Annotated in this window: 20 protein-coding genes and 2 riboswitches; of the genes, 17 read left to right on the top strand and 3 right to left on the bottom strand. The window is 47.6% G+C overall.

The window, feature by feature from the left end:
• The first annotated feature begins 91 nt into the window (after positions 1 to 91).
• The 4 genes from N2K84_RS02315 to N2K84_RS02330 all read left to right on the top strand — a co-directional run bounded on the left by N2K84_RS02315 (position 92) and on the right by N2K84_RS02330 (position 7173).
• Positions 92 to 658, top strand: a complete 567-nt coding sequence (locus N2K84_RS02315; RefSeq protein WP_282590153.1) for an RNA polymerase sigma-70 factor — start codon at positions 92 to 94, stop codon at positions 656 to 658.
• A 114-nt stretch (positions 659 to 772) separates the two neighbouring features.
• Positions 773 to 1729 (top strand): FecR family protein, encoded by a 957-nt coding sequence (locus tag N2K84_RS02320; protein ID WP_282590154.1) that lies wholly within the window; start codon positions 773 to 775, stop codon positions 1727 to 1729.
• A gap of 103 nt (positions 1730 to 1832) precedes the next feature.
• On the top strand, positions 1833 to 5210 hold the full coding sequence (locus N2K84_RS02325) for a TonB-dependent receptor (protein WP_282590155.1): 3378 nt from the start codon (positions 1833 to 1835) through the stop codon (positions 5208 to 5210).
• 13 nt (positions 5211 to 5223) lie between these two features.
• A complete protein-coding gene (locus tag N2K84_RS02330) occupies positions 5224 to 7173 on the top strand; it encodes a RagB/SusD family nutrient uptake outer membrane protein (RefSeq protein ID WP_282590156.1) in 1950 nt (649 codons plus the stop codon).
• Positions 7174 to 7301: 128 nt separating this feature from the next.
• On the opposite strand, the gene N2K84_RS02335 is transcribed toward N2K84_RS02330, so the two are convergent.
• Together N2K84_RS02335 and N2K84_RS02340 are read right to left on the bottom strand one after the other, a co-directional pair.
• On the bottom strand, positions 7302 to 8516 hold the full coding sequence (locus tag N2K84_RS02335; protein ID WP_282590157.1) for a multidrug effflux MFS transporter: 1215 nt from the start codon (positions 8514 to 8516) through the stop codon (positions 7302 to 7304).
• A gap of 146 nt (positions 8517 to 8662) precedes the next feature.
• Positions 8663 to 9667, bottom strand: a complete 1005-nt coding sequence (locus N2K84_RS02340; protein WP_282590158.1) for a bile acid:sodium symporter family protein — start codon at positions 9665 to 9667, stop codon at positions 8663 to 8665.
• 363 nt (positions 9668 to 10030) lie between these two features.
• Between N2K84_RS02340 and N2K84_RS02345 the strand changes: the two genes are divergently transcribed.
• The 4 genes from N2K84_RS02345 (at position 10031) to N2K84_RS02360 (ending at position 14202) form a co-directional block, all read left to right on the top strand.
• Positions 10031 to 11917: a DUF4914 family protein gene (locus N2K84_RS02345; protein ID WP_282590159.1), complete on the top strand. Its 1887-nt coding sequence runs from the start codon at positions 10031 to 10033 to the stop codon at positions 11915 to 11917.
• A 6-nt stretch (positions 11918 to 11923) separates the two neighbouring features.
• Entirely contained in the window at positions 11924 to 13075 is a 1152-nt protein-coding gene (locus tag N2K84_RS02350; RefSeq protein ID WP_282590160.1) for an MFS transporter, read from the top strand.
• A 111-nt stretch (positions 13076 to 13186) separates the two neighbouring features.
• Positions 13187 to 13738, top strand: a complete 552-nt coding sequence (locus N2K84_RS02355) for a helix-turn-helix domain-containing protein (protein ID WP_282590161.1) — start codon at positions 13187 to 13189, stop codon at positions 13736 to 13738.
• Positions 13739 to 13854: 116 nt separating this feature from the next.
• Positions 13855 to 14202 (top strand): DsrE family protein, encoded by a 348-nt coding sequence (locus tag N2K84_RS02360; RefSeq protein ID WP_282590162.1) that lies wholly within the window; start codon positions 13855 to 13857, stop codon positions 14200 to 14202.
• Positions 14203 to 14300: 98 nt separating this feature from the next.
• Here N2K84_RS02360 and N2K84_RS02365 read toward each other — a convergent pair whose 3' ends face one another.
• Positions 14301 to 14675 carry an HU family DNA-binding protein gene (locus N2K84_RS02365; protein WP_282590163.1) on the bottom strand — a complete coding sequence of 125 codons (375 nt, stop codon included), beginning with the start codon at positions 14673 to 14675 and terminating at the stop codon, positions 14301 to 14303.
• A 646-nt stretch (positions 14676 to 15321) separates the two neighbouring features.
• A riboswitch (cobalamin riboswitch) is annotated at positions 15322 to 15505 on the top strand.
• 82 nt (positions 15506 to 15587) lie between these two features.
• On the opposite strand from N2K84_RS02365, the gene N2K84_RS02370 reads away from it, so the two are divergent.
• The 9 genes from N2K84_RS02370 (at position 15588) to cobU (ending at position 24342) form a co-directional block, all read left to right on the top strand.
• Positions 15588 to 16421 (top strand): ABC transporter substrate-binding protein, encoded by an 834-nt coding sequence (locus tag N2K84_RS02370; protein ID WP_282590164.1) that lies wholly within the window; start codon positions 15588 to 15590, stop codon positions 16419 to 16421.
• Between the two features lie 11 nt (positions 16422 to 16432).
• Entirely contained in the window at positions 16433 to 16960 is a 528-nt protein-coding gene (locus N2K84_RS02375) for a cob(I)yrinic acid a,c-diamide adenosyltransferase (RefSeq protein ID WP_282590165.1), read from the top strand.
• 25 nt (positions 16961 to 16985) lie between these two features.
• Positions 16986 to 18008 carry a FecCD family ABC transporter permease gene (locus N2K84_RS02380; RefSeq protein ID WP_282590166.1) on the top strand — a complete coding sequence of 341 codons (1023 nt, stop codon included), beginning with the start codon at positions 16986 to 16988 and terminating at the stop codon, positions 18006 to 18008.
• Positions 18008 to 18811 (top strand): ABC transporter ATP-binding protein, encoded by an 804-nt coding sequence (locus N2K84_RS02385; protein ID WP_282590167.1) that lies wholly within the window; start codon positions 18008 to 18010, stop codon positions 18809 to 18811. Before N2K84_RS02380 ends, N2K84_RS02385 begins: the two co-directional genes overlap by 1 nt.
• Positions 18812 to 18997: 186 nt before the next feature.
• The gene (locus N2K84_RS02390; protein ID WP_282590168.1) at positions 18998 to 19771 is read left to right on the top strand and encodes an NUDIX hydrolase; all 774 of its coding nucleotides are present in this window, start codon (positions 18998 to 19000) and stop codon (positions 19769 to 19771) included.
• A 76-nt stretch (positions 19772 to 19847) separates the two neighbouring features.
• Positions 19848 to 20053, top strand: a riboswitch (cobalamin riboswitch).
• A gap of 87 nt (positions 20054 to 20140) precedes the next feature.
• Positions 20141 to 22075 (top strand): TonB-dependent receptor, encoded by a 1935-nt coding sequence (locus N2K84_RS02395; RefSeq protein ID WP_282590169.1) that lies wholly within the window; start codon positions 20141 to 20143, stop codon positions 22073 to 22075.
• A gap of 11 nt (positions 22076 to 22086) precedes the next feature.
• Entirely contained in the window at positions 22087 to 23175 is a 1089-nt protein-coding gene (locus tag N2K84_RS02400) for a DUF5074 domain-containing protein (protein WP_282590170.1), read from the top strand.
• An 86-nt stretch (positions 23176 to 23261) separates the two neighbouring features.
• A complete protein-coding gene (locus tag N2K84_RS02405; RefSeq protein WP_282590171.1) occupies positions 23262 to 23645 on the top strand; it encodes a DUF4430 domain-containing protein in 384 nt (127 codons plus the stop codon).
• A 187-nt stretch (positions 23646 to 23832) separates the two neighbouring features.
• Entirely contained in the window at positions 23833 to 24342 is a 510-nt protein-coding gene (cobU, locus tag N2K84_RS02410; protein WP_282590172.1) for a bifunctional adenosylcobinamide kinase/adenosylcobinamide-phosphate guanylyltransferase, read from the top strand.
• The last annotated feature ends 57 nt before the right edge of the window (positions 24343 to 24399 follow it).

A 24399-nucleotide genomic window follows, 5' to 3' on the forward strand; every position in this document is an offset into this window, starting at 1 on the left:
CTGATTTCTTTATGCGGGTACAAAACAGAACAGAATAGAATTTCTTTTTTCAGATAAAAATTCATATTATTGCTTAAATTGAACAACTCTTATGGCTGTTTCAAAATATATCCATCAAAGTCTGGAAAACAGATCTTCATTTGAGGCGTTTTTTAAGAGGAATTACCATCTATCGTGTCTGGTTGCTTTGCGGTATGTTAGAAACGAACAAGAAGCAGAGGACATTGTCCAGGAGACTTTTCTCCACTTGTGGCAGAAAAGGGCCGACTTAAAAATTCAGAAAAACTTAAAGAATTATTTGCTCCATGCGGTAAAAAACCGGAGCATCAATTATCTGCACCGGGGAAAACATTTTGATGATTTGCCTGACAGTAACCTTCTTACCAACCTGAATGAGGATCCCGATGAAGCATTTTCGGAAGAAGAGCTGGCCGTACAAATTGCCTCATCTATTGACGCGCTGCCCAATCAGTGTAAAAAAATATTCCTTTTGGCCTATAACGATCACCTCACTTACGATCAAATTGCGTCAACATTAAACCTCTCTAAAAATACCATCAAAACACAAATGGGGATTGCCTATAAAATCCTTAGGGAACGGTTAAGAAATTATTTTATAAATCTTTTTGCCTTGTCATTCAGACGATTATTCAAATAATACAGATTGATTTGCCCCATTCGGGAGCATTTCGGGGTACTTTTTTCAAAAAAATCCAAAATTGGCTTCACCCTTGTCCATCATTCCGGTGTCATAAATGAAAACACTTTGAAAATGGGGCAAGATAAATGGGAAACATGGGCATCTGTTTTGCACGGAGAGGCCACTGAGCCGGAAGGGGCTCACATGGATGCAGAAAGCGAGAAAGACTTGAAGGCTGCACACCGGATTTTTAATGCCCGGGAAAAAGTTGGTTTAGTCATGAAACTGAAATCTCCGGATGATGCCTGGACTGAAATAAAAGGGAACCTATATTCATCCCATACACGCTGGATAGAATTTTCAAAATATGCCGCTATCTTTTTACTCTCACTTTTAATTACCGGAAGCGCCTTTTGGTCTATAAATTCGCGGCAGAAGTTGGATGACCAATTTGCCAGTATCTCCGCTCCCAACGGGCAGATAACGAATGTAACCCTATTCGATGGCACAAACGTTTGGCTTAATGCCGGATCGACCTTAACGTATAAGCAGTCCTTTAATAACGATAACCGGGAAGTTATCCTGGAAGGAGAAGCGCTCTTTAACGTCACAAAAAATGAGAAAATTCCCTTTATTGTTCATGCCGGAGATGCGCAGGTTAAGGTCTTTGGAACTCAGTTCAACGTCAAAGCGTATAGAAATGACATGAAAATAGAAACTGTTCTGATCGAAGGAGAAGTTCAATTTAGTTCCAACCAGCAGTCGGTGATGATGAATCCGGGAGAATTGGTGCTTTTCGAGAAAAGCTCTGGAAATTTGGTTAGAAACAGGGTTAACACCGAAGAATACACCTCTTGGAAAGGCGGGAAAATCTATTTCAACAACGAAACCCTTCACAGCCTTGCACAGCAACTTGAGCGCTGGTACGAAGTGAAAATTTCTTTTCAGGATGAACGGATTAAGTCCTTTCGGTTTTCCGGCGTAATCAACAAAGAAAGATCGCTGGAATATACATTGAACATTATCGAGGAAATCAATAAGATAAAATTTGAATTTAACCAGGATTATGTCCTTGTGAAAGAAAAATAAAAGAAAGCCGGAGCATGCTGGTCACATACTCCGGCTTAAATAATATCTAATACCAGTTTTAGCAGAACGGGTATTAGCAAGTTTAACACTCAAATACAAACCTATGAAAAAAAATGTGATTTATCCGCCCGAGCGGATGAGGTATTACGCAACCAAACTATTGTTGACTATGAAATTAACAATCTTTTTGTTTTTGGTGAGCATGTTGGCGGCCTCTGCCAATACGTATTCTCAACAAAGTAAATTCAGTTTCCAATACAAGGATGTATCCATAAAGGCGGTGCTGAATGAACTTAAAAGCAGGAGTGATCTTCAGTTCTTTTACAGTAACGACGATTTTGACGTAAACCGAAAAGTTGACATCCAGGTGACCGATGCCAGTGTAGAAGAAATCCTGGACCAAATACTCGGGTCAGTGGATGTATCCTACAAAATTGTCGATAATTCGGTCATCATTTCCAAGAATGACATGAAGTGGTCATTCGACAAAACCCAGCAGCAACAAACCGTTTCGGGCACGGTTACCGATGCGGCAGGACTGCCCTTGCCCGGAGTTACCGTGCTTGTCAAGGGGACTACAAACGGAACCATTACAACTTTTGACGGGACCTATACCTTGTCCGGAATACCGGCGGACGCTACCCTGCAATTTTCTTTTGTAGGCATGGAACCCCAGGAAATCGCCGTGAGCGGTAGAAGCCAGATTAGCGTCGTTTTGCAGGAGCAAACAATTGGCCTCGAAGAAGTTGTTGCCATTGGATATGGTGTACAACGCAGAGAAGCGGTGACCGGTTCAGTTGCCTCGGTGGGCGGTGAGGAATTGCGCGAAATGCCATCAGGTAATATCACGCAGGCCTTGCAAGGACGTATGGCCGGGGTTGAGTTTGCACAAACGTCGTCCAGACCAGGCGCTTCCATGCAGATCCGCGTTCGTGGTACGCGCTCTCTCACGGCCAGCAACGATCCGCTGGTGGTGCTTGACGGGGTGCCTTTCGTTGGTTCTATCAGCGACATCAACCCGAACGACATCAAAACTCTTGATATCCTGAAGGATGCCTCGGCAACTGCCATTTACGGTTCGCGCGGCGCCAACGGCGTTATAATGGTAACAACCAACAAAGGACAAAAAGGGCAAAAGGCAAAAATTACCTACAATGGCCGCCAAAGCTTTAATAAGATCTTTGCCAAATACCCGATGATGAACGGGCCGGAATTTATTGCTCTGCGTGCGGCAAGAGGTCAGTTCTCAAACGGCCCGGATGAATTCGATAATATCAATACCGATTGGCAGGATTTGTTTTTCAGAAACGGTTATCAGGCGGACCATAATGTCAACCTTTCCGGAGGTACTACCAATGGCAGCTATAGTTTTGGCCTGGGATACTTGCAGGACCAGGGTGTCATTCCTACCAACAAATACACCCGATATAATTTACGCGCGTCGGTTGAGCAGGAAGTTGGTGAATATTTCCGTTTCGGCTTAAACTCAAACAGCAATTATAACTTTACGGAAGGAAACCAGGTTGGTTTGTACGGGGTATTGAGCATGTCGCCGATAGCCGACCCGTATAACGAAGACGGCACATGGAAAAGGACCGTACAAATGCCGTTGGATAACCAATTTGTCATTACCAGGGATGTCCTGGAAGGGTTAGAAGATGAGTGGTTGCAACACAACCGGGGATATGCAACCTACAACTCGGTGTACGGGGAAGCGAAAATTCCTTGGATTGAGGGCTTGAAGTATCGCGCTACACTGGGCTTGAACTTTACGCAGGCAAACAACGGCAACTATACCGCAGAGGGTATTAACAGCAGCACCCCGACTACGGAATCAACAGCTTCTATCAGTAACTATCACACTTATCACTGGATGATTGATAACCTGCTGACCTACGACCGCATTTTTGCCGACAAACACCGGGTGAATGTTGTCGCCTTGTACTCTGCCGAGGAAAACACAAGTTTCAATTCAGGTACCAATGCAAAAGGTATCCCGGCAGAAGCTTTCCAATATTATAGCCTGAGCAATTCTCTTGGTGAAGTCACCGCTACCAACCCAGCCAATGGAGGCTACACCCAATCAGGCCTGATTTCTTACATGGGGCGTGTGATGTACGAATATGGCGATAAATATATGCTTTCGGCTACCGTCCGTACCGATGCCTCGTCAAGGTTGGCCGAAGGACATAAATGGCATACTTACCCTGCTGTGTCGGCCGGGTGGAACATAAAAAACGAATCGTTTATGCAGGATATCACCCAGATAGACCGGCTGAAACTGCGTGTTGGTTACGGACAAACCTCCAACCAGGCTGTTGCTCCTTACAGTACGTTAGGTCAGTTAAGTTCCAGAGATTATAATTTTGGCGATGCTACCTATGCTACTGGGTATTACGTTACCCAGTTACCAAACCCGGATTTAGGCTGGGAGTACTCCGAAACATGGAACTTTGGGTTGGATTTCTCTATTCTGAAAAATCGCCTGTCCGGTTCGATGGAGTATTATGTAACCAACACGAAGGACATCCTGCTGGGACTTGGCTTGCCGCGAACTTCGGGGGTAAGCAGTTATACCGCTAATATCGGTGAAACCCGGAACAAAGGTTTCGAAATTTCGCTCAACGGAACAATTCTGGATGATGTAAACGGATGGACATGGGAGGCAGGCATTAACTTCTATACAAACAAAAACGAATTGGTAGCCCTTGCATCGGGTCAGGAAAGGGATGAAGGCAACGGTTGGTTTGTTGGCTACAGCATCAACTCGATATACGACCACGAGCGGGTAGGCCTATGGCAAGAAGGGGATCCGTACCGGGATATCCTGGAGCCGGGAGGCAACGTGGGTATGATCAAGGTAAAATACACCGGCGACTATAACGAGGATGGCACACCAACCAGACAAATTGGACCTGATGACCGGCAAATACTGGAAGTGGATCCCGATTTTCAGGGAGGCTTCAACACCCGTGTATCGTACAAAGGATTTGACCTGAGCCTTATCGGTAGCTTCCAAAGCGGCGGTATCCTTGTCAGTACCCTCAACGGACCAAACAGCTACCTTAACTTGATGACCGGACGCCGGGGGAACATAAATGTGGACTACTGGACACCCGAGAACACCGGCGCCAAGTATCCTAATCCGGCTGGTGTGTTAAGCGGAGATAATCCAAAGTATGCCTCTACCCTCGCGTACTTCAATGGTTCATTCCTGAAGGTGCGGAATATCTCTCTTGGGTATGACTTTAACCGATCGTTGCTTAAAAGCTCGGGGGTCAATATGCGCATGTACTTAAGTGTGCGGAACCCGTTTGTGATGTTCTCAGATTACCACAAGGAAATGGGACTGGATATTGATACCAACTCACGCGGCGACCAAAACGTTGCTTATGGTGGTTACAATAGCCGTATCCTGACGGTAGGTTTTAACTCGCCTTCAACCCGCAACTATGTAATTGGAGTTAATTTGACATTCTAAAAAAAGGGAAATTATGAAACATATAAATATAAAAACTATAGTGGGAACATTCATGCTGACGGTGTTCCTGGTATCGTGCTCTGATATTTTGGACGAACAACCCCGCAGTCTGTTTGAGCCCGGATACTTCAAAACCGAAAAGGGTGTCAACGGCGGTTTAACAGCGTTGTATGCACACCTGCGCTACATATACGGTAATGCTTATTATTATAACGCAGGCGTAACCGGTACCGACGAAGCAACTTATGCCCAGAGTGCGGATGGAAACTTCAAAGTGATGGACATCAGCGGCCAGGGGAATATTACTTCTACTGATACCGGGGGTGCCGGTACTTTGTGGGACAACGCGTTTCCGGCAATCAACACGGCTTCGGGGATTATTGAAAATGCCGAAGCAGTTGGCCTCGAAGCATCCTTGATTGCCGAAGCCCGGTTTTTCCGTGCCTTCGACTATTTTCAGTTAGTGCAGGTTTTCGGCGGGGTGCCTTTGGATTTGGGTGCAGGCGAACTGAAGTTCAATACTTCTCCGGTGAGGGTGTCGGTACGTAATACGGTTCCCGAAGTTTACACTAAATGTATATTTCCTGATCTGTTGATCGCGGTTGACGATTTGCCCGAGGTTGGACGTTATACAGGTACCGCCACCAAAACCGCTGCACGCTTGTTTTTGGCAAAAGCTTACCTGACCTACGCCTGGTGGCTGGAAAATCCAAATAACATTCCTACCTATCCGGAAACTTCCCGCACTGACCCGGACGGACATGACGCCCAGTGGTACTTTCAACAGGCTTACGACGTGGCTACCACCGCTATTGATAATCCTGGCCCTTACGGCTTAATGCCCACATTTTACGAATTACATGTGGGAGGAAACGAACGTAACCAGGAAATGTTGTTATACGCCGATCATACCGAAACAAGCGAAAAATATAACGGAGCAAGCTTGACGTATGGCAGTGGCGGTAGCGCGGACAATTTTGCCGCTTGGATGATGACCTGGAATTATACCGAAATCAGAAGCGCGACTAACCCTGACGGCACCGGTTCAAAAAGCACCGTTTTACGCGAAGCCGTTCAGGATCTGGGGCGTCCGTGGACACGTATGTGCCCGACCATTGAAGCTTTTGTAAACACGTTTGCCAATAAAACGGAGGATTCCAGGTTCGACGCTTCGTTTGTAACTGTTTACCGTGGTAACTGGCCGGTAAGTGGAGACAATACCGAGTTCTACTATGGTGCAAACGGCTTGAAGGTTTATCCGGGCGATCCGATACTTACGTTCCTGCCCGAAGAACCAGCCACGTCTATTACGTATCCTACCGGAGCAGGCCCAAGTAATGTTGGTGGGGGAACGTTGCCCGGAAGAGCTGATTATGTGATCGCGCCAAGCGGAATCAGTCGGGTAGTATATCCCGGGACCTGGAAGATGAGTACCTACCGCACCGATAACGCCGGAACACTGGGACAGCCTAATGCCGCGGTTACCCGTCCGTTTAATATTGCCAAATTCTCCGAATTCTACTTCGTTGCAGCCGAAGCAGCTGTGAAGGGTGCAACCACAAAAGCCGGTAAAAGCGCAAGGGAACTAATCAATGTCATTCGGGCCCGTGCCGGAAAATGGAAATTCGACAGGTTTAATAATGTGGAGAGAATTGAGGACAACAGCGCAGCCATGATGGCTGCAACGCCTGCTACTATTGATATAGACTTTATTTTGGCAGAAAGCTCACGCGAATATTACGGCGAAGGTTTCCGCTGGTTCGATTTGGTACGTACCCAAAAGTGGACTGAACTGGCTTCTACTTACACCATCGCTTCAAGTACCAAGGGCGACCATAATGCGCAAACCGTTACGCGCAGTATTCAACCATATCACTACCTGCGCCCCATTCCGCAAAGCCAGATTGATGCCATGGAAATGACCGAAGCAGAAAAAGAGGCTTATCAAAACCCGGGCTATTAATTGGCTCGTTACAAGCTGATTAAAGATTAAATCAATGCTAACTTCTCAGCCAAAAGATTACCTGCTGGGAAGTTAGCTTTTTTATTCCGCTAACTGCGTTGTTGGTTCTCGTTATCTGGGTTGAAATGCTATTCTGAAGTCATTTTTGAAGCGATAAACAGCAGGTACGCCAGCATGGTGCAACCAAACATGATTGTTCCCATAGGAATGGGGGTGCCGGTGTGAAATAAAGCCAACAAAGACCCCACGGCCCCGCTCAGGGCAAAGCGCACCACGCCGATCACAGCGTTGGCCGAACCCGAAATTTCGGGAAACTGGTTGAGAATGAGCGCGACAACATTGGAGAAAACCAATCCCAGGCTACCTACAAACAAGACGATCAGGCTGAAAACTATCCACAAGTTGGGAATGTCCTGCCTGACGGCATAAAACAGCAGCAAGCCGGAAGCCAGTTGCAATAACAATCCGACATGCAGTAGTTTGGCAGGATGGATGGTTTTTACTAACCTGAAGTTGATGAAAGTAAGCGCCACGTTCAGGAGAATATTGGCTCCGAAAAAGATCGGAAAGTGGCTTACCTTCACCTTAAAAAAATCAATATACAGGAACGAAGCCCCGGTTAAAAAGGTAAACATGCCGGCTACGGCAAAACTGTTGGCCAGTACCAGAAAAACGGCTTTGGGCGAGCTGAAAACCCGGACGTACGATTTTGTGAACTGCGGAACCGTCACCAGGTTGGTAATGAATTCACGGCCACGCGATTCGGGCATCAACATATAAAAGAGGATAAAGGCCAGCAGCGAAACCGAAAACATAAAAATAAAGATCGACTGCCAGCCAAAACTCAACAGCAAAAACGACCCGATAACCGGCGCTGCCAGCGGGGCCATCATCATAATCATACTAATGAGCGATGAAAGGCGGGCCACCTGTTTGCCCTCAAACCAGTCACGCACAAATGCCATATTGACTACCGAGGCACAGCCACCACCAATGGCTTGCGTGAAGCGCAGTACCCAAAGCAATCGTACATCGGGCACAAAAACCGCCAGCAAACTTGACATGCTGAACAGAAACAGGCCTGTTAGCGCTACCTTTTTACGACCAAAGGAATCGGAAAACGGGCCTCCCAAAAACTGGCCGACAGCTACTCCGGCAAAATACACCGTCAGTGAAATCTCGAGCATATTGATGGGCTGACCAAAATATTTGGCCATCGTGGGCAAAGCCGGAATATAGGTATCGGTGGCAAAAGGCGAAATGGCTGTCAGCATGGCCAGCAGCAAGGTAATTTGCGCGACGAAAAACTTGTTGTCCCTCGAAATCATAAACCGTTTCAGCATACCAATCTCTTTCGTAATATTAAAACCTGACCGTAAAAATAAGCTGTCGTAGAAAACCAAGCTGGTTTCCACCTCCCTTTACGTGTGAATTTTACACAAACTTACTTTTCAGGAGCTTTCTGAACATTCGAGTTGAAGTTATTTCTCTATCTTGTTGAGGTAAGCATTTCCCGGTGGTAGCGGCGTGCCACAATGCTGATATAGAAGAGCTGGAAAGCGTGATAAATCATTACCGGTACCAAAAATAAGCTGCCCAAGGTTGATCCGGCAAACAACACACCCACCATCACCGAGCCATGTATCAACGATTTTTTGGAGCTGCAAAACAATACGGTAATGCGGTCTTCGCGGTTAAAACGCATCAGTCGGGTCAACAGTTTGGTCCCTTCAAAAATGAAAAAAAACAAAGTCAATACGCTAGCCGATAAAAGCAACAATTCGGTTAGCTTGATACTGCTGAAAATGCCTTTCAGAAACGAATCGCTGAAACTACGGTAAACAATAGACAGAATAACCGACTTGTCGAATAAGCTGATGTAGCGACGGTTGCGATTGGCCCACTGCCCCCAAAAACGGTGTAGCAGCAATCCGGCACAAAACGGGATGAGGATTTGCATGACCAGATCGCGCAACACTTCGCCGAAAGCAAAGGTTTCCTGATGCTTTTCCATGAAAATGCCCATCCAGGTGGGGGTTATCAAAATGCCGATTACGCCCGAGATGCTGGCATTGAAAATGGCGCTGGGCAAGTTGCCCTCTGCAATGGAAACCATCACCACCGAAGACGAAACGGTGGAAGGCAGGGCGGCCAGGAAGAAAACTGCCAGCCACAGAATTTCATTTTCGGTGCCTTTCAGCAACGGACGGAAAAGCAGCACCACCAACGGAAATACCAAAAAAGTAATCGTTTGAATCATCAGGTGGAGTCGCCAATTGCTCAGGTCGGTCACCAGTTTATCCGGGCTTAGGCGTAAACCGTAAAAAAAGAAAAGTAATGCAATGCCGTACTTGATCACCACTTTCAGTTCAACAACGCTGCCTTCTCCGCCAATGCCAGGAATAAGCCAAGCGAGTATAATCATCGACAAGATGCCGGTGATAAAACCGTCGGGCAGATAACGTCTGAGTGTTTTAAAGTTGAATGAAGACATGCTAAACCAGCTTGATGAAAGATGAATTTGCAAAGATGGCGTAAATTCCAGAAACGGTACCAAGGTTTGCAAACAAAAAATTCCCGGTTCCTGATGTTTGCTGAGAATGACACATTCTTTTGTGAACAGGGTAGTGGTATCCTTGAAGCTTTTTTAGTCTTCTGCAGGCGGTCGTAATTCTCCTGTTCCCAACCAGTTTTCTTTTTCGTTAAGAAATAGTAAAAATTAAGCATGAATTAATAAATTAAGCAATACTTAATTATTTTTGTCACGTAAAAGGAAGATGAATCTGGTGTTGTCAGTTGTTGGTGGCTGAATACCAACGTTTATCAAGAAAATCGGAGATAAATAAAAAACGAATAAATGGAAAATTTGATCAAAGCTTGTAAAGAAAAAGGAATTGTTCTTCCGGTTGAATTGGAAGATATCCTGAACAATTGTAGAAGCGTGACGGTGTTTAACAGCACCGACGAGCTGGCTGTAGCAGCTACCGGCGGTGCTGCCAGCCAGGAGTTTGAAGTAGCTTATGAAGTGGAGGGGAAGGGGCCGGTGACCGAAGCCATTGTGCACCGCGTGAAAAACGGCGTTTCGGCAAATTATACCGACCCGTACATGCGGCGCCGCGACCCCGACACGATGGCTATTGCCGATGACCAACCCTCGGATAAGGAGCGTTTTGCTGATAAGTACAATTATGCTTTCGACGATTTGCGCCTGGATACCTTCAATTGGCTGAAAAAGCAAGACCTGGCCATGTTCTTTTTCTTTGCCGGGCGCGATGGCATTGGTGCCGGTGGAGTAGCAGTAGCTCCGGCTAATGCGGCTTTCTTTGCCATGGGATTGTCTATGCTTCAGCAAATTATCCCGGTTGATGAACTTCCGGAAGGATTTGGACTCAAGTCAATAATTTATGTGGCTCCGCCATTCCGGCATACTCATTTTGATGGCAAACAAGTGGTGGTTCACAATCGGTTGAAAAATGTACATGAAATGTTTTCGTACAACCTGTATCCGGGGCCGAGCGCCAAAAAAGGGTTGTACGGCGTATTGCTGAGCCAGGGCGAAAAAGAAAACTGGGTGACTGCTCACTGTAGTACGGTGCAGGTGGTCAGTCCGTATGACAATACCACGACTTTCATGCACGAAGGGGCAAGTGGAGGCGGGAAAAGTGAAATGCTCCAACACATTGTGCGCGAGGAAAACGGGCAAATCCTGATTGGCGAGAACACCAAAACCGGCGAACGGAGGCTGATCAACATTCCGTTGTTCTGCGCGTTCAACCCGGTAACCGACGACATGGCGCTTTGCCATCCGTCAATTCAAAAGAAAAATGGTCGTTTGCGCGTGCTCGATGCCGAGAACGCCTGGTTTATCCGGGTTGACTCCATCAACCAGTATGGCGACGATCCGTTTTTGGAAAAGATTACGCTGAAACCGCCCAAGCCGCTTCTGTTCCTGAACATAGCCACAACACCGGGTTCCACCGCTTTGGTTTGGGACCATATTGAAGATGCCCCGGGCAAGAAATGTCCCAACCCAAGGGTAATCCTGCCGCGCGACATTGTGCCGGGAGTTTTGGACAAACCGGTATCCGTCGATGTTCGCAGTTTTGGGGTGCGCACCCCGCCTTGTTCAGACGAGGCGCCATCCTACGGTATTCTTGGCTTGTTTCATCTGTTGCCACCTGCTTTGGCCTGGCTTTGGCGACTGGTATCTCCCCGCGGCCATGCCAATCCGAGCATCGTTAGCACTGGTGGAATGGAAAGTGAGGGCGTGGGATCGTACTGGCCCTTTGCGACCGGCGAAATGGTGCACCATGCCAACCTGCTGCTCGAACAAATTGTTGCGACACCCAAGGTTCGTTACACCCTGGCGCCCAACCAGTATGTTGGCGTTTGGAAAGTGGGATTCAAGCCGCAACTGTTGATGCGCGAATACCTGACTCGTCGCGGTGACGCTCAATTGCGCCCCGATCAGTATCAGCCGGCCCGCTCATCGCTGCTGGGTTACGAGTTGAATTACCTGACGATTGAAGGAGCAAAAATCCCTTCGCGGTTCCTCAAAGTATATCGTCAACCCGAGGTTGGAGAACAAGGATATGATGAAGGGCATCGCATCCTGATGGAGTTCTTTAAAAGTGAGGTGAGAAAATTTGACAATCCGGCCCTGTCCAGTCTGGGACGGCGCATTATTGCTGCCTGCCTGAACGATGCAACTGTTGAGGAATATGCATCGTTGCTTGGAAAATAGTACCGGATGAAACGAGCCATACTGATATTGCCGGTATCCGTGATGATTTTTCTGGGCGGCATTTATGCCTGGAGCATGTTTGTGCCGCCTCTTCAGCACGGATACGGGCTTTCAGCTTCACAAACCCAATGGATTTTCGGCGCGGTGATCGCATCGTTTACCACGTCCATGATTGGTGCCGACAGGTTGCTAAGGAAAATCGGCTTCCGGGGGATGATTTTAGCCGCTGCCCTGCTGTATGCCTCCGGTTATCTGATGGCGTCTTATTCCGCCGGGCATTTTGAAATCATTTTCATCGGTATTGGCTTGTTGAGCGGCATTGGTACCGGCTTGGGTTACATGAGCTCACTTTCGGTGCCGGTTGGCTGGTTCCCAATGCGGAAAGGCTTGGTTACCGGGATGGTTTCGGGTGGGTTTGCTGCCGGTTCAATATTGCTGACCATTTGGTCGGGCTGGCTGTTGGATAGGGGGACCGATGTGCTGGACGTATTTCGCTATATCGGTGTCTCGTACGGCTTGCTGATGGCGTTGATTGCATTTGCTTTGCCCCGCGAAAAACCAGTAGGTGCGGGTCGTGCTGAAAAGCTCGAAGTTCCCTTCAGCCGGTTATTGCTTCTTTTTGTAGCCATGTTTCTGGGTACTTTTGCCGGCTTGATGGTGATTGGCAACCTGAAGCTTATGGGGGAAGGGGTTTATACCGACTGGCAATTATCCGCTGCCATAGTGCTGTTTTCGTTGGCCAATTTCAGTGGACGGCTGGGGTGGGGTTGGGTGAGTGACCGGTTTCCAACGTTCGCCTTACTGGCAGTCGCCTTGTTGGTACAGGGCATGTCAACTTTTTTGTTGGGGCATTTTAGATTTCCGGTGGTCGTGTTTTACTTGCTGGTGATGCTGACAGGTATGGGGTTTGGGGCCAACTTTGTGCTTTTCGCCCGCGAAACGGCGCACGAGTTTGGCATTCACCGCCTGGGGAAAATCTATCCGTTCATTTTCTGGGGGTACGGGTTGGCCGGAATCTTTGGCCCGGTTACCGGCGGTGAGCTATTCGACCGGTTTCAGGACTTTAGCCAGGCTACCCTGTTATCGCTCATGGCCAGCCTGTTGGCTATCGGGGTGTTTGGGCTTCAACTATGGATGGTAAAAAGGAAAAGTGCTTGACCCGGTATTTCACCATTAACGGATTTAATATTAATCAAGTGGGTATGGCAAATATTCGCTAACATTACCCTGAATTACGGACCGCGAGGTCAAAACAGAAAGGAGTGGACCATGAAACGTTTAGGTGAACGTATAAAAAAGAAGCGCGAGCTGCTTCATCTTCAACTGAATGATTTAGCCAAGCGGGTGGGGATCAGTGCCAGCGCTTTGTCGCAAATTGAAAAGGCCAAGGCTTTCCCATCGATTGTGACGCTCAAAAATATAGCCGAAAACCTGCACACCACCGTGGGCGATTTAATTGGTGAAAATGAAATGCTGTCGCAAAATCCGCTGATTACCGCTTCGGATAGAAAATTTGTTGAAAGTAACGCTGGAGGCAGCGAACTGTACCTGCTGTCGCACCACGATCCGCTCAAGCAGATGGAAACTTACCTGATTCGGTTTAAACCGGGCTCGGATATTTCGGATTTCTTTGCGCCCCATGCCGGGCAGGTATTTTGCCATGTGCTGCAGGGCGTTTACCGGTTTCTGCTGGATGGTGAACCTTATATGCTACAACCCGGCGACAGCTTTTACTTCAACACAGTACTCGAACATGAGGTGCAATTGACTGAAGGCGAATCCGGCGAGTTGCTCTGGGTGGTTACGCCGCCCAATGCCTGACCGGATTTTTTTATCCGCAAGGTTTTTGGCAGCGCTGGAAATCGAATGGTGGTTTTATAAGTACAATAGCGCTTTCTGATTATCTTTACGGCCCGAATCAACACAAAAGCTGGCCTATGAAATCCCTGAAAAACGCACTGATACAAATTACGCAGAACGGTATGGGAACAGGTGATGAAGCGCTCGGCCTTCAGCTTGTGACCAACTACCTCACGCTGATCAACGAAGAAAACGAATTGCCGAAGGTGATCACTTTCTACAATGGCGGGGTGAAGCTAATTTGTACCGGCTCTCCGGCTGTTGATATTCTTCGAACGCTGGAGCAAAAGGGCGTTAAGTTGCTGGCCTGCAAAACCTGTTTAAACCATTTTGGGTTGATGGGCCAACTGGAGGTAGGCATTGCCGGTACCATGATGGACATCATTCTGCTACAGAAAATAGCGGATAAGGTGATTAACCTGTAACATTGGGATGGTTAGCCGACAGCGGGGACTACGCTGCGCGAAAAGAAAAATGCAGGCATTTGCCCGCATCTTTCATAAAAATGGCTATCGATTCTTCCCTACTTGTTGAATTGTGCCTTTTTCAATTCTTCCTTGATGAGTTTGCCGGGGGTAAAAATGACTTTGAGGCCCTTGATTTTCGAGGTGTGAAAATCTTTTTCATCTTCAACACCTTCGCTGCTAAAGCTTACGCGCAACGTTCCGAGTTCCCCTAAACTAACAGATCTGCCGTCAAGCAAATCTTTGGGGATCCGTTCCACCAGGTTTGTGATCACGTTATTGATATCGCCCCGGCTCAGGGATGAAATATCGGCGATATCGCCACTTAACGAACTAATGGTTTTGGTGCCGTTTTTTACAGGTGATGCATAAATTTTTTTGGGAGCGGTGGGATCGCTTGGATTGCCACGCTCAACTAATTTGTATTTCAGCATGTTTAAAGATTAATTAAAAAATTGGTAATATGATAATCACAGGCAATTTATGACAATGATCCGAATAAGTCAATACCTGTTGATAACTTAATTATTGTTTCGCACGGGCTGGGTGTATTTTTATCCGGATGCCGTAAAAATTCCTTCTAGAAGAAAATATTTTTTCTCCTAGATGGAATTTTATTTTCTCCTAGAAGGAAATAAGGTCGCTGACCGGGTTAATATTTTCCTGATCACTTTTATCGTTCGCCTTCACTGGGAAATATCTCTGCGCCCACTTTCAGGGAAATCGCTTTTAAAATATAGTTCACCCTTTCAATGTACATGTGCCTCAAAAGCTTCCAATGCCTGAGGTATTTCCGGTAGGTGCAGGGTAAGTTAATCTGGGCTTTCCACGTGGCTATGGCATGTTGGTCACGAGGTCACGACGTGTCGTGACCGTACGTGGCTTTCCCGGTTTAGGTCGTTTCGGATTTTATCCGGCGCGTAGGGCCACGGCATGCCGTGGCCGGGCGGATGGTAACGCCCCTGAAAGGGCAGTTTAATTTCCTTCATGAGAAAGAATGGCTTTTAAATTCTTAAAAGCGATTTCCCTGCGAGCGCTATCATCAATTCCTCTGAAATATTTTCTACTTTTGCCGTGTTTTGGTGGCTTTCTTTCCCTGGTCGGGAAAGTGCCTTAATAAGGGAATCCGGTGCAAATCCGGAGCAGTCCCCGCTGCTGTAAACCTGTATGTTTCTTCGGAACTTACGCCACTGTCCGGCCACTGCCGGATGGGAAGGCCCGGAGAAGGGTGAGCCAGAAGACCTGCCAGGAACACACATTGTTTAACCTGATCTTCGGGGAAAAAAGATCGTTGGAATGTTCCAAATCTTCCAAATCGATTTTTCCGGGGCTTAATGCCAACATGCATGACAACGCGTTTGAAAACTTTTTTTGCCCTGTTGCTGCTGGTTGTACTGGCAACACATGCTGCCGCGCAGTATCCGGAACGGATTATTTCGCTGGCGCCCTCGCTCACCAAAAACCTGTACCTGCTCGAAGCCGGCGATTTGCTGGTGGGCTGCACCAACTACTGCACCCTCCAAAGTAAAACCGATGCCGAAGTGGTGGCCACGGCCGTGCAGGTAAACTACGAGAAGGCGGTAATGCTGAAGCCCGACTTGGTAATTACCACCACGCTCACCAACCCCAAAACCATCGAAACCTTCCGAAAACTGGGCATTGAAGTAATGGTGCTCGAAACGCCGCGCTCGTTTGCCGAAATTTGCAGCCAGTTTATTGCCCTGGGCGAAAAGCTGGGGAAAAAGGAGCTGGCCGGGAAAATTATCGCAGACGTGCAGAAGCGGATTGAAACCATCAAACAACGTGTACCCAACGAGAAAACCGGGCAAAAAGCGTTCATGCAAATTGGAGCCAATCCGTTGTTTGCTGTGGTGCCCAACACGTTTTGCAACGACTTCCTCCGCTTTTCGGGAACCGAAAATATTGCCGCTGACCTCAGCATCGGAAGCATCACCCGCGAAACCGTGTTGCTGCGTAACCCCGACATCATCATTGTGGTATTAATGGGTATTGTTGGGGCCGAAGAAAAAGCAACCTGGGAGCAGTTTAAAAGTCTGAGCGCCGTAAAGAAAGGGCAGATTTTTATCGTGGATGCCGATCGCACGTGCAGCCCGACACCGATCTCATTTGTGGAGGCGCTGGAAGAAATCATCGATCTTATTTATTCGGATAAGCAATAACAGACAACGCGATGGACAAAGGCTACATTCATATTTACACCGGTACGGGCAAAGGTAAAACTACGGCAGCGGTGGGCCTGGCCGCCCGCGCACTGGGTCAGGGCTTTCGGGTGGTGTATGCCCACTTTATGAAACGGCCCGACGTGTATGGTTACACCGAAATCGACAGTCTGAAAAAGCTGGGCGCCACGGTAATGGGCTTTACCAGCGGACATCCGTTTTGTGATAGAAGCCTCACCACTGATCTGCTCCGCCAACAGATGAAAGAAGCCCTGGTCACCTTGACCGATTACCTGAAAACTTCGCCACCCGACCTGCTCATTATGGATGAAATCCTGATCACCGTCCGCGATGGTTTTCTGGATGAAGAAGCGTTGATCGGCTTCATCGACCAGAAACCGGCAGGCACCGAGCTGGTGCTAACCGGACGCGGGGCAACCGCTAAGCTGATTGATCGGGCTGATTATGTGAGCGAAATCAACAAAATAAAACACCCCTACGACCAGGGAATCACGTCGCGCAGGGGCATTGAATTCTAACTTCAAACGGATACAAACATTCAGCGTGAAGGAGCGATCGAAATATTTCAAATGGTTACTGGTTGTGGCAGGCTTGACGGCCTTGCTGTTGGTGGCTGTGCTTATATCGCTGAGTACCGGCGAATTGAAAATCGGCCTGGGTGAAGCGCTCCGGCTGCTGTTTGCCGGGGGCGACGAAAGCTCGCTGGAGCATATGCTCATCAGTCAGGTGCGGCTGCCGCGCATTATGTTGGGGGTTGCTGTTGGCGGGGCGCTCAGCCTGGCCGGGGTGATGTTGCAGGGTATTTACCGCAACCCGCTGGTGGAGCCATTTACCCTGGGCATTTCGGGTGGTGCCTCGCTGGGCGTGGCGTTCACCATTGTGCTGGGACTGCACCAAAAGCTGGGTGCTTTTGCCCTCCCGCTTTCGGGTTTTTTGGGCGCTTTTCTCATCATCTTCCTGGTTTATACGCTGAGCTCGCGCCGCGGAAATATCAATATTCAGCACATGCTGCTCACCGGTGTGATGGTCAGCTTTGTGGCGTCGTCGGCCATGATGTTCCTGATGGCAGTGAGCAGCACCGAAAACCTGCACGGCATCGTTTTTTGGATCATGGGCTCGCTGGATGAACCTGATACCCGCCTGGTGTGGCTCACGCTGATCGTTACACTGCTGGTGCTGTTCATTTCGTATCTGTTTGTGCAGCCCTTAAATGCATTGCGGTTGGGCGAAGAAAAAGCGCTCCACCTGGGCATCAATACCCATGTGGCCATCAAAGCGTTGTTTTTGCTGGCTTCGCTGCTGGCTGGCATTTGCGTGGCCGTAGCGGGGGTCATCGGCTTTGTGGGCCTGATCATTCCGCATGTATTGCGCTTGTTTTTGGGTACCGATTACCGCATCCTGCTGATCAGCTCTTTTTTGCTGGGGGGCTCGTTCCTGGTGCTGTCTGATGTGGTGGCCCGGACTATCATTTCGCCCAACGAATTGCCAATTGGGGTAATTACGGGCATTATTGGCGGCGTGGTTTTTATTTTGTTGATGAGCCGAAAAATGAGGAAAGGAATGTAATGATGGGGCAGGCATTTTTTGATATCGAGAATTTCGCGTGCGGTTATCCGTCTTTCCGGCTGTCAGGGATTGGCTTTTCGCTGGAGAAGGGCTCATTTGCCGGGATTATCGGCCCCAACGGGTCGGGGAAGACCACTCTTTTTCGGGGCATCACCGGCTCGCTTCCGCCGCTTTCGGGCCGGATGTTGTTGAATGGCCGGTCGCTGCAATCTCTTTCGTTGCGCAAAAGGGCGCAAAACATCGCAATTGTTTCCCAGTTTGTGGATGCCGACCAGATCACTGTTGAAGATTATGTGCTGATGGGCCGGATTCCGTATTATTCACGGTTTCAATTTTTTGAGACCAGCCGTGATCGTGAGATTGCCGAAAAATATATGCGGCTTACCGAAACCTTTCAGCATAAAAACAAACTGATGACCGAGTTGAGCGGTGGTGAACAGCAGCGTGCCGCCATTGCCCGTGCCTTGGTGCAGGAACCCGAATTGCTGCTGCTCGACGAACCCACCTCGCACCTCGATATTACGCACCAGGTACGTATTTTAAATCTTTTACAGCAACTCAATGTGCAAATGGGGCTAACTGTGCTGATGGTCATCCACGACCTGAACCTGGCCTCGGAATATTGCGACCGGTTGTTGCTGTTCAACGAAGGACGGATCGTCAACCAGGGAAAACCCGACGATGTGCTAACCTTTGAAACCATAGAGGACGTTTACAAAACGCCTGTGATTGTGCGCACTAATCCGTATTCAGGTAAGCCTGTCGTTTTTTTGGTGAGCGACAAGATGATGAAGTCGAAATAACAAAAAACCGGGAAGCTTGCGTATGAAAGCTTCCCGGCAAATTCATGAAAAGAAAACTTGTCCCTTGCGATTACGATAATTAGACTGGCGGTTTCCCGGAACGTTTAATGGCGCTGGCCTTTTAACAGATTTTAACATCGAAGAAATTCCTGAAATTTGCTTACTTTGTGAACCAAAAGAACTTTCGTGAGTAAGACAAAACCCATAGGCGTAAATTTCGAGGAGCTGGAATCGCAGTGTTTGCCGCATTTGTCGGTTGACTGTGTCGTGTTTGGATTTCACGATAACCAGTTGAAAGTGTTGTTGTTGAAGTCGAAGTTTATCGACGAATGGAGCCTTCCGGGAGGTTTTGTCGGTAAAACGGAGACGGTGGAAGAAGCCGCTACCCGTGTGTTGAAAGAACGTACCGGGCTGGGCGAAATTTTCCTGAACCAGTTTCATATTTTTAGTGATCCGAAACGAAGCAATCCCGGGCTGAAGCCCGAGAACATGAAAAAAGCCGGCGTAAAACTCACCAATTACGAATGGTTGGGCCAGCGGTTTCTGTCGGTCGGATTTTACGCGCTGGTCGAATTCTCGAAGGTTGATCCCCAACCCGATGTATTTTCGCAAACCTGCGAATGGAAAGGCATCGACGAGGTGGAAACCCTGATGATGGACCACCGTCAAATTCTGGACAAAGCGCTGGAAACCATGCGCCTTCAACTTCGCTACCAGCCCATCGGCTACAACCTGCTGCCGGAAAAGTATACCATGCCCGAATTGCAAAAACTCTACGAAACCATTTTGGGCAGGGAATTGGACCGCCGTAATTTTCAGCGGAAAATACTGAGCTACAAAATTCTGAAACGCTTGCCCGAACGCCGTTTGGGCGTAGCCCACAAAGCCCCTTACCTGTACCGGTTCGATCTCGAAAAGTACAATCAAGCCTTATTGGATGGACTGAGCGGAGACTGGTAAGTTGCTCACATCCATAGCTAAACTATTTTGTTACGAATAATCTTTCCGGGAAGGATAACCGTTTTTAAATAATTTCTACATTTGTCGCGGATTTGGTTCTATGGATTCGGTAACAACCGGATCCGGATGAAAAGGGAATCCGGTGTAAATCCGGAGCTGTACCCGCAGCTGTAAGCCTTGTAAAAGCTTTCTGAAACCCCAGCCACTATTCGTCATCTGACGGATGGGAAGGCATCAGAAAGTAAGGTGAGCCAGAAGACCTGCCAAAATCTTTTCGAATAATAACAAAAGCTTCGGGAATAAAGCTGGTGAAATTTAGTCGTGTATTTTTCACAAATTTTATCCTAAGCTCATATTCTGTTTTAAGAAATGAGACGGTATTTTCTGTTCGTAAGTATTCTGGCCCTTGTATCAGGCAGTTTGTCCGCCCAACCGGCACAAGTTGCAGATTCTGTTCTCTTACACGAGGTAGCCACCTATGCTCCATACAAAAAGTATCAGGCCGGAGCCAAAATTGAGTCCATACCAAGTACTCAAATCGATATCGTACAGGCCACTGGTCTTGATCAGCTGTTGATGCGGTTTACCCCTATTTACCTGAAATCTAATGCAGGCGGCTTATCTACCATTCGCATTCGGGGTACAGCACCCGACCACACTTCCGTAAATTTTGGCGGCATTAACATCAATTCCCTCACCCTGGGGCACAGCGACTTCTCAAGTGTTCCGGTGTACTTGTTCGATGGTTTCGACCTCCAATATGGTTCGTCGTCGGCTGTTAACGGCTCAGGATCTATTGGTGGTGCGATCCACCTGGGCTTGCACAACAATTGGACGGATGGTACCCGTGTTCAAGCAACCGTTTCGGAAGGCTCTTTCGGCGAACAGTTGTATGGCACGAAGGTGTTTGTTGGTAACGGCAAGCTTGAGTCGGTTACACGCCTGTATTATTTTATGTTGAAAAACGACTTTGAATTTGTTGATCCTTCAGACAACAAGCGTTATACACAGCGAGGCGCAATGGTCGAAAACATGGGCTTGATCCAGGAACTGAATTATAAGTTCAGCGATAAAAAATGGTTTAAATCGGCTTTGTGGTTCGAACACGACTGGCACCAGATTCAGTTACTGATGGATGAGGTAAAAATGAATAATGTCGAGCCCGAAACACTCGACAACAAGCATGTTCGTTTTTGGTCGGAATACGAAAACCGTAAACATACCTTCAACTACAAAGTCGGTTTGGGTTATGTACACGACATGCAGCTGTACAATGCCAACCAGGATGCAAAAATTGGTACCGACCGGTTGATTGGTGAACTGGAGGGTAAACAGGATTTTGGAGTGAAACTTGGTTACAAAGCTGGCGTCAAGTACACTTACCTAAAACCCAATGTGTATGCTTACGATAAAGAGGTGATTGATTACGAACAGCAGGCCGATTTTTACCTGTCGGGCTTTTATATGCCGGGGAACAAGGTAAAGATGACATTAAACCTACGCCAACAAGTAGTTACCAATTTCGAAGTGCCGTTTACGCCCTCCCTGGGCGCCGAATATCGCGTGTTTTCGGATGAGGTTTCGGTGATGAAAGCAACCGGAAGCATTGGACGCAGTTATCGCATCCCGACTTTTAACGATCGCTTTTGGCCAGTTGTTGGAAACCCCGACTTGAAGCCCGAGGACGGGATGAATTACGAATTGGGGCTGCAATATCAGTATTGTACCGAAATGGTTCAAACCGATTTGAAGTTGAACGCTTTTTACCTGGATGTAAAAGACTGGATTGAATGGGCCCCGGCCAGTGGCGGATGGGAACCGTTTAATAAGTCACAGGTTGTCAGCAAGGGCATTGAAATGTCATCAAACACGGATATTTTCATGGATAAGTTACATTTCAACCTCAGGTTGAATTACAGCTTTAACCCAACTGAAATTAAAGATGATGAAAATACAGATTTGATTGGCCGTCAGGTGGTTTATGTGCCGAAACACATCGGCAATGCTTTTCTTAATCTGACATACGGGAACTGGAGTGTTTTTATCGATGGGAACTATACCGGCGGGCGTTTGGCCAACTACTCGGGTAATATTTTCAATCCCGAAGGCGAAATGCTGGATGATTATTTCCTGATGAACTGTGGCCTGTCGCGCAAGCTGAAGGTAAACAACCAACACTTCAAACTAACCTTTGCCACCAATAACCTGCTGGATACGGCTTATTACAACCAACCGGGTTATGCCATGTGGGGCCGTAGTTTCCGTTTCACCCTTTCAACCGATTTAAATTTCAACAAAAACTAATCGTTAATATCATGAAAAAGTTATTCAGATTACTTCCTTTTTTATTTCTGTCGGCAGCTCTTTTTAGCTCCTGTTCCGACGATGATGACAATGAATTATATCCAAGTGAATTAACCAAAGGCGCTTATGTGCTGAACTATGGCGGGTACGAGCAAAACACTTCTTCAATTACCAAGTATAACTATGAGGAAGATGAACTGACCGCCTTCTACTACCAACAACAAAACGGCGGTGAAAGGATCGGCTCGGCCCCGCAATATATCTACGAATACGAAGACCGCTTGTATTTGATGAACAACAATCCCGACCGCGTAGTGGTAACTGACCCGCTTTTTGTAGCGCAGGACACAATTACAACCGAAATTGTAAAACCTCGCTTTTGTGTTGCTAGTGGCAACTACTTGTACATTTCGTGCTGGGGAGGTGATATCTGGACCGACTCCTCGATGTCGTACCTGGTTAAATATAACGTTGTGACCAAAACTGTGGAAAAGAAGATTTCCTTGGCTGGTGGGCCTGAAGGTTTGGCGATTGCCAACGGTAAATTGTATGCTGCACTGGGCTACGCTAAAAAGATTGCGGTTATGAACCTGGCAACAGAAGCAATTTCATATATCACTACCGATGCAGTATCCAGCTATTTTGTGAAAGATAAAAGCGATAACCTTTATGTGAGTTTAGTTAGCTCCTGGTCTGACCCTTCAACCGAAACGGGTTTAGGTTATATAAACACCAAGACTGATGCAATGACCTTGTATCAACTGGATAATGTCAGTACTTCGTACGCTTCGATCATGTCATTCAGCAAAGATTACACAAAGCTATATGTGGTTGCCGCCGGTTACGATGCCAACTGGAATCTGGTTGGTGGCGTTCAAGTATTCAATACAACATCCAAAACGTATGAAGCAGAACCACTAGTTACCGGAGTTACCGGTTTGAACGGTGTTTCGGTGAATCCGGTTGATGGCAAAACGTACGTGTTTGTTGACAAAGGGAGCACGGTAAATGGCGATATGATGATTTACACAACTGAAGGTGAACTGGAAGCAACCAAAACCGTCGGTTCTTCGCCTGCCATGGCTATCTTCCTCGATTAAGAATAGATTCGCAATCTGAAAATGCTACCCTTGCCTGGCAGGGGTAGTTTTCGTGTTTCTTATACAGAACCCAAAAATCTCAACTGATGAAACTAACCACATTTTTTTTAGGCTTTATGCTGATGATGCTGATCGGTATGCCAGGCGTTGCCGGAAAAGCGAAATTTGTAACCGTTGAAATAAATTACGGTGACCAAAAAGCCCCGGAAACCATACAGGTTGAGTGTTCCCGTTCCATGACAGCCCTTGAGGCGCTGCAACATGCTGCCAAGGTAAAAACCCACCCCGTAGCAAATTACGTATTTGTAACCAGTATCAACGGGGTTGAAGCGGCACGCGGCGAAATGGCCTGGTACTATGCCGTTAATGGCAAAAAGCCGAAAGTGGCCATCAATCAACCTGTAAAAGGCGGCGATACCATCAGCTGGCGTTTTGTGAAAGATGTTTGTTCGTGTACGGTAGATAAGTAGTGATCAGTCTCGGTGTTCAGTAGCAGTGATCAGTTTTTACTCAGTGAAACTCCGTGAGCAACGCTGTGCTCTTTGTGGCTTAAATAAAGTACAATAGTTCCGCTCAAATTTGTCTCACTACTCACGATTTTCTTTTGGAACTTGAAATTTGAAACTTGGAATTTGAAACTTGGAATTTGAAACCCGAATGGCAACTATAACTCTTGTAACCGGTGGCGCCCGGTCTGGGAAAAGCAGCTTTGCCCAGCAAATGGCAGAGGGCAAAAGTGAACGGCCCGTGTATTTGGCAACCGCCCGTATTTGGGACGAGGATTTTGCCCAACGGGTGCGCCGCCACCAAGCCGACCGCGACCAGCGCTGGGAAAATGTGGAGGAAGAAAAGCAGCTTTCAAAACACGACTTCTCTGGCAAGGTGGTGTTGATGGACTGCGTAACCCTGTGGCTCACCAACTTTTTCCACGACTGTAGCTACCAGCTAGATGAAGCGCTCGAAGCTGCCAAAGCCGAGTGGCAACAGTTCATTCAGCAGGATATGGACTTAATTGTAGTAACCAACGAGCTGGGCATGGGTGTTCATCCCGAAAATGAAATGGCCCGCAAGTTTGCCGACCTGCAAGGCTGGATGAACCAGCACATCGCTGCGCAGGCGGACACCGTTTACCTGATGGTGTCGGGCATCCCGGTGAAGATTAAGTAGCGAGTCGTGAGCAGTGAGATAAGAAGTATTACTCGTATCTCGCTGCTCACTATACTT

Source organism: Gaoshiqia sediminis, from assembly GCF_025907915.1.
Lineage (GTDB): Bacteria > Bacteroidota > Bacteroidia > Bacteroidales > Prolixibacteraceae > Gaoshiqia > Gaoshiqia sediminis.

Coding starts and splice junctions, on each gene's coding strand:
- N2K84_RS02375 (WP_282590165.1), top strand. CDS start 16,433: ATGGACAAAGGCTACATTCATATTTACACCGGTACGGGCAAAGGTAAA.
- N2K84_RS02320 (WP_282590154.1), top strand. CDS start 773: ATGGGGCAAGATAAATGGGAAACATGGGCATCTGTTTTGCACGGAGAG.
- N2K84_RS02340 (WP_282590158.1), bottom strand. CDS start 9,667: ATGTCTTCATTCAACTTTAAAACACTCAGACGTTATCTGCCCGACGGT.
- N2K84_RS02345 (WP_282590159.1), top strand. CDS start 10,031: ATGGAAAATTTGATCAAAGCTTGTAAAGAAAAAGGAATTGTTCTTCCG.
- N2K84_RS02355 (WP_282590161.1), top strand. CDS start 13,187: ATGAAACGTTTAGGTGAACGTATAAAAAAGAAGCGCGAGCTGCTTCAT.
- N2K84_RS02385 (WP_282590167.1), top strand. CDS start 18,008: ATGATGGGGCAGGCATTTTTTGATATCGAGAATTTCGCGTGCGGTTAT.
- N2K84_RS02370 (WP_282590164.1), top strand. CDS start 15,588: ATGACAACGCGTTTGAAAACTTTTTTTGCCCTGTTGCTGCTGGTTGTA.
- N2K84_RS02405 (WP_282590171.1), top strand. CDS start 23,262: ATGAAACTAACCACATTTTTTTTAGGCTTTATGCTGATGATGCTGATC.
- N2K84_RS02395 (WP_282590169.1), top strand. CDS start 20,141: ATGAGACGGTATTTTCTGTTCGTAAGTATTCTGGCCCTTGTATCAGGC.
- N2K84_RS02360 (WP_282590162.1), top strand. CDS start 13,855: ATGAAATCCCTGAAAAACGCACTGATACAAATTACGCAGAACGGTATG.
- N2K84_RS02350 (WP_282590160.1), top strand. CDS start 11,924: ATGAAACGAGCCATACTGATATTGCCGGTATCCGTGATGATTTTTCTG.
- N2K84_RS02335 (WP_282590157.1), bottom strand. CDS start 8,516: ATGCTGAAACGGTTTATGATTTCGAGGGACAACAAGTTTTTCGTCGCG.
- N2K84_RS02365 (WP_282590163.1), bottom strand. CDS start 14,675: ATGCTGAAATACAAATTAGTTGAGCGTGGCAATCCAAGCGATCCCACC.
- cobU (WP_282590172.1), top strand. CDS start 23,833: ATGGCAACTATAACTCTTGTAACCGGTGGCGCCCGGTCTGGGAAAAGC.
- N2K84_RS02400 (WP_282590170.1), top strand. CDS start 22,087: ATGAAAAAGTTATTCAGATTACTTCCTTTTTTATTTCTGTCGGCAGCT.
- N2K84_RS02330 (WP_282590156.1), top strand. CDS start 5,224: ATGAAACATATAAATATAAAAACTATAGTGGGAACATTCATGCTGACG.
- N2K84_RS02325 (WP_282590155.1), top strand. CDS start 1,833: ATGAAAAAAAATGTGATTTATCCGCCCGAGCGGATGAGGTATTACGCA.
- N2K84_RS02315 (WP_282590153.1), top strand. CDS start 92: ATGGCTGTTTCAAAATATATCCATCAAAGTCTGGAAAACAGATCTTCA.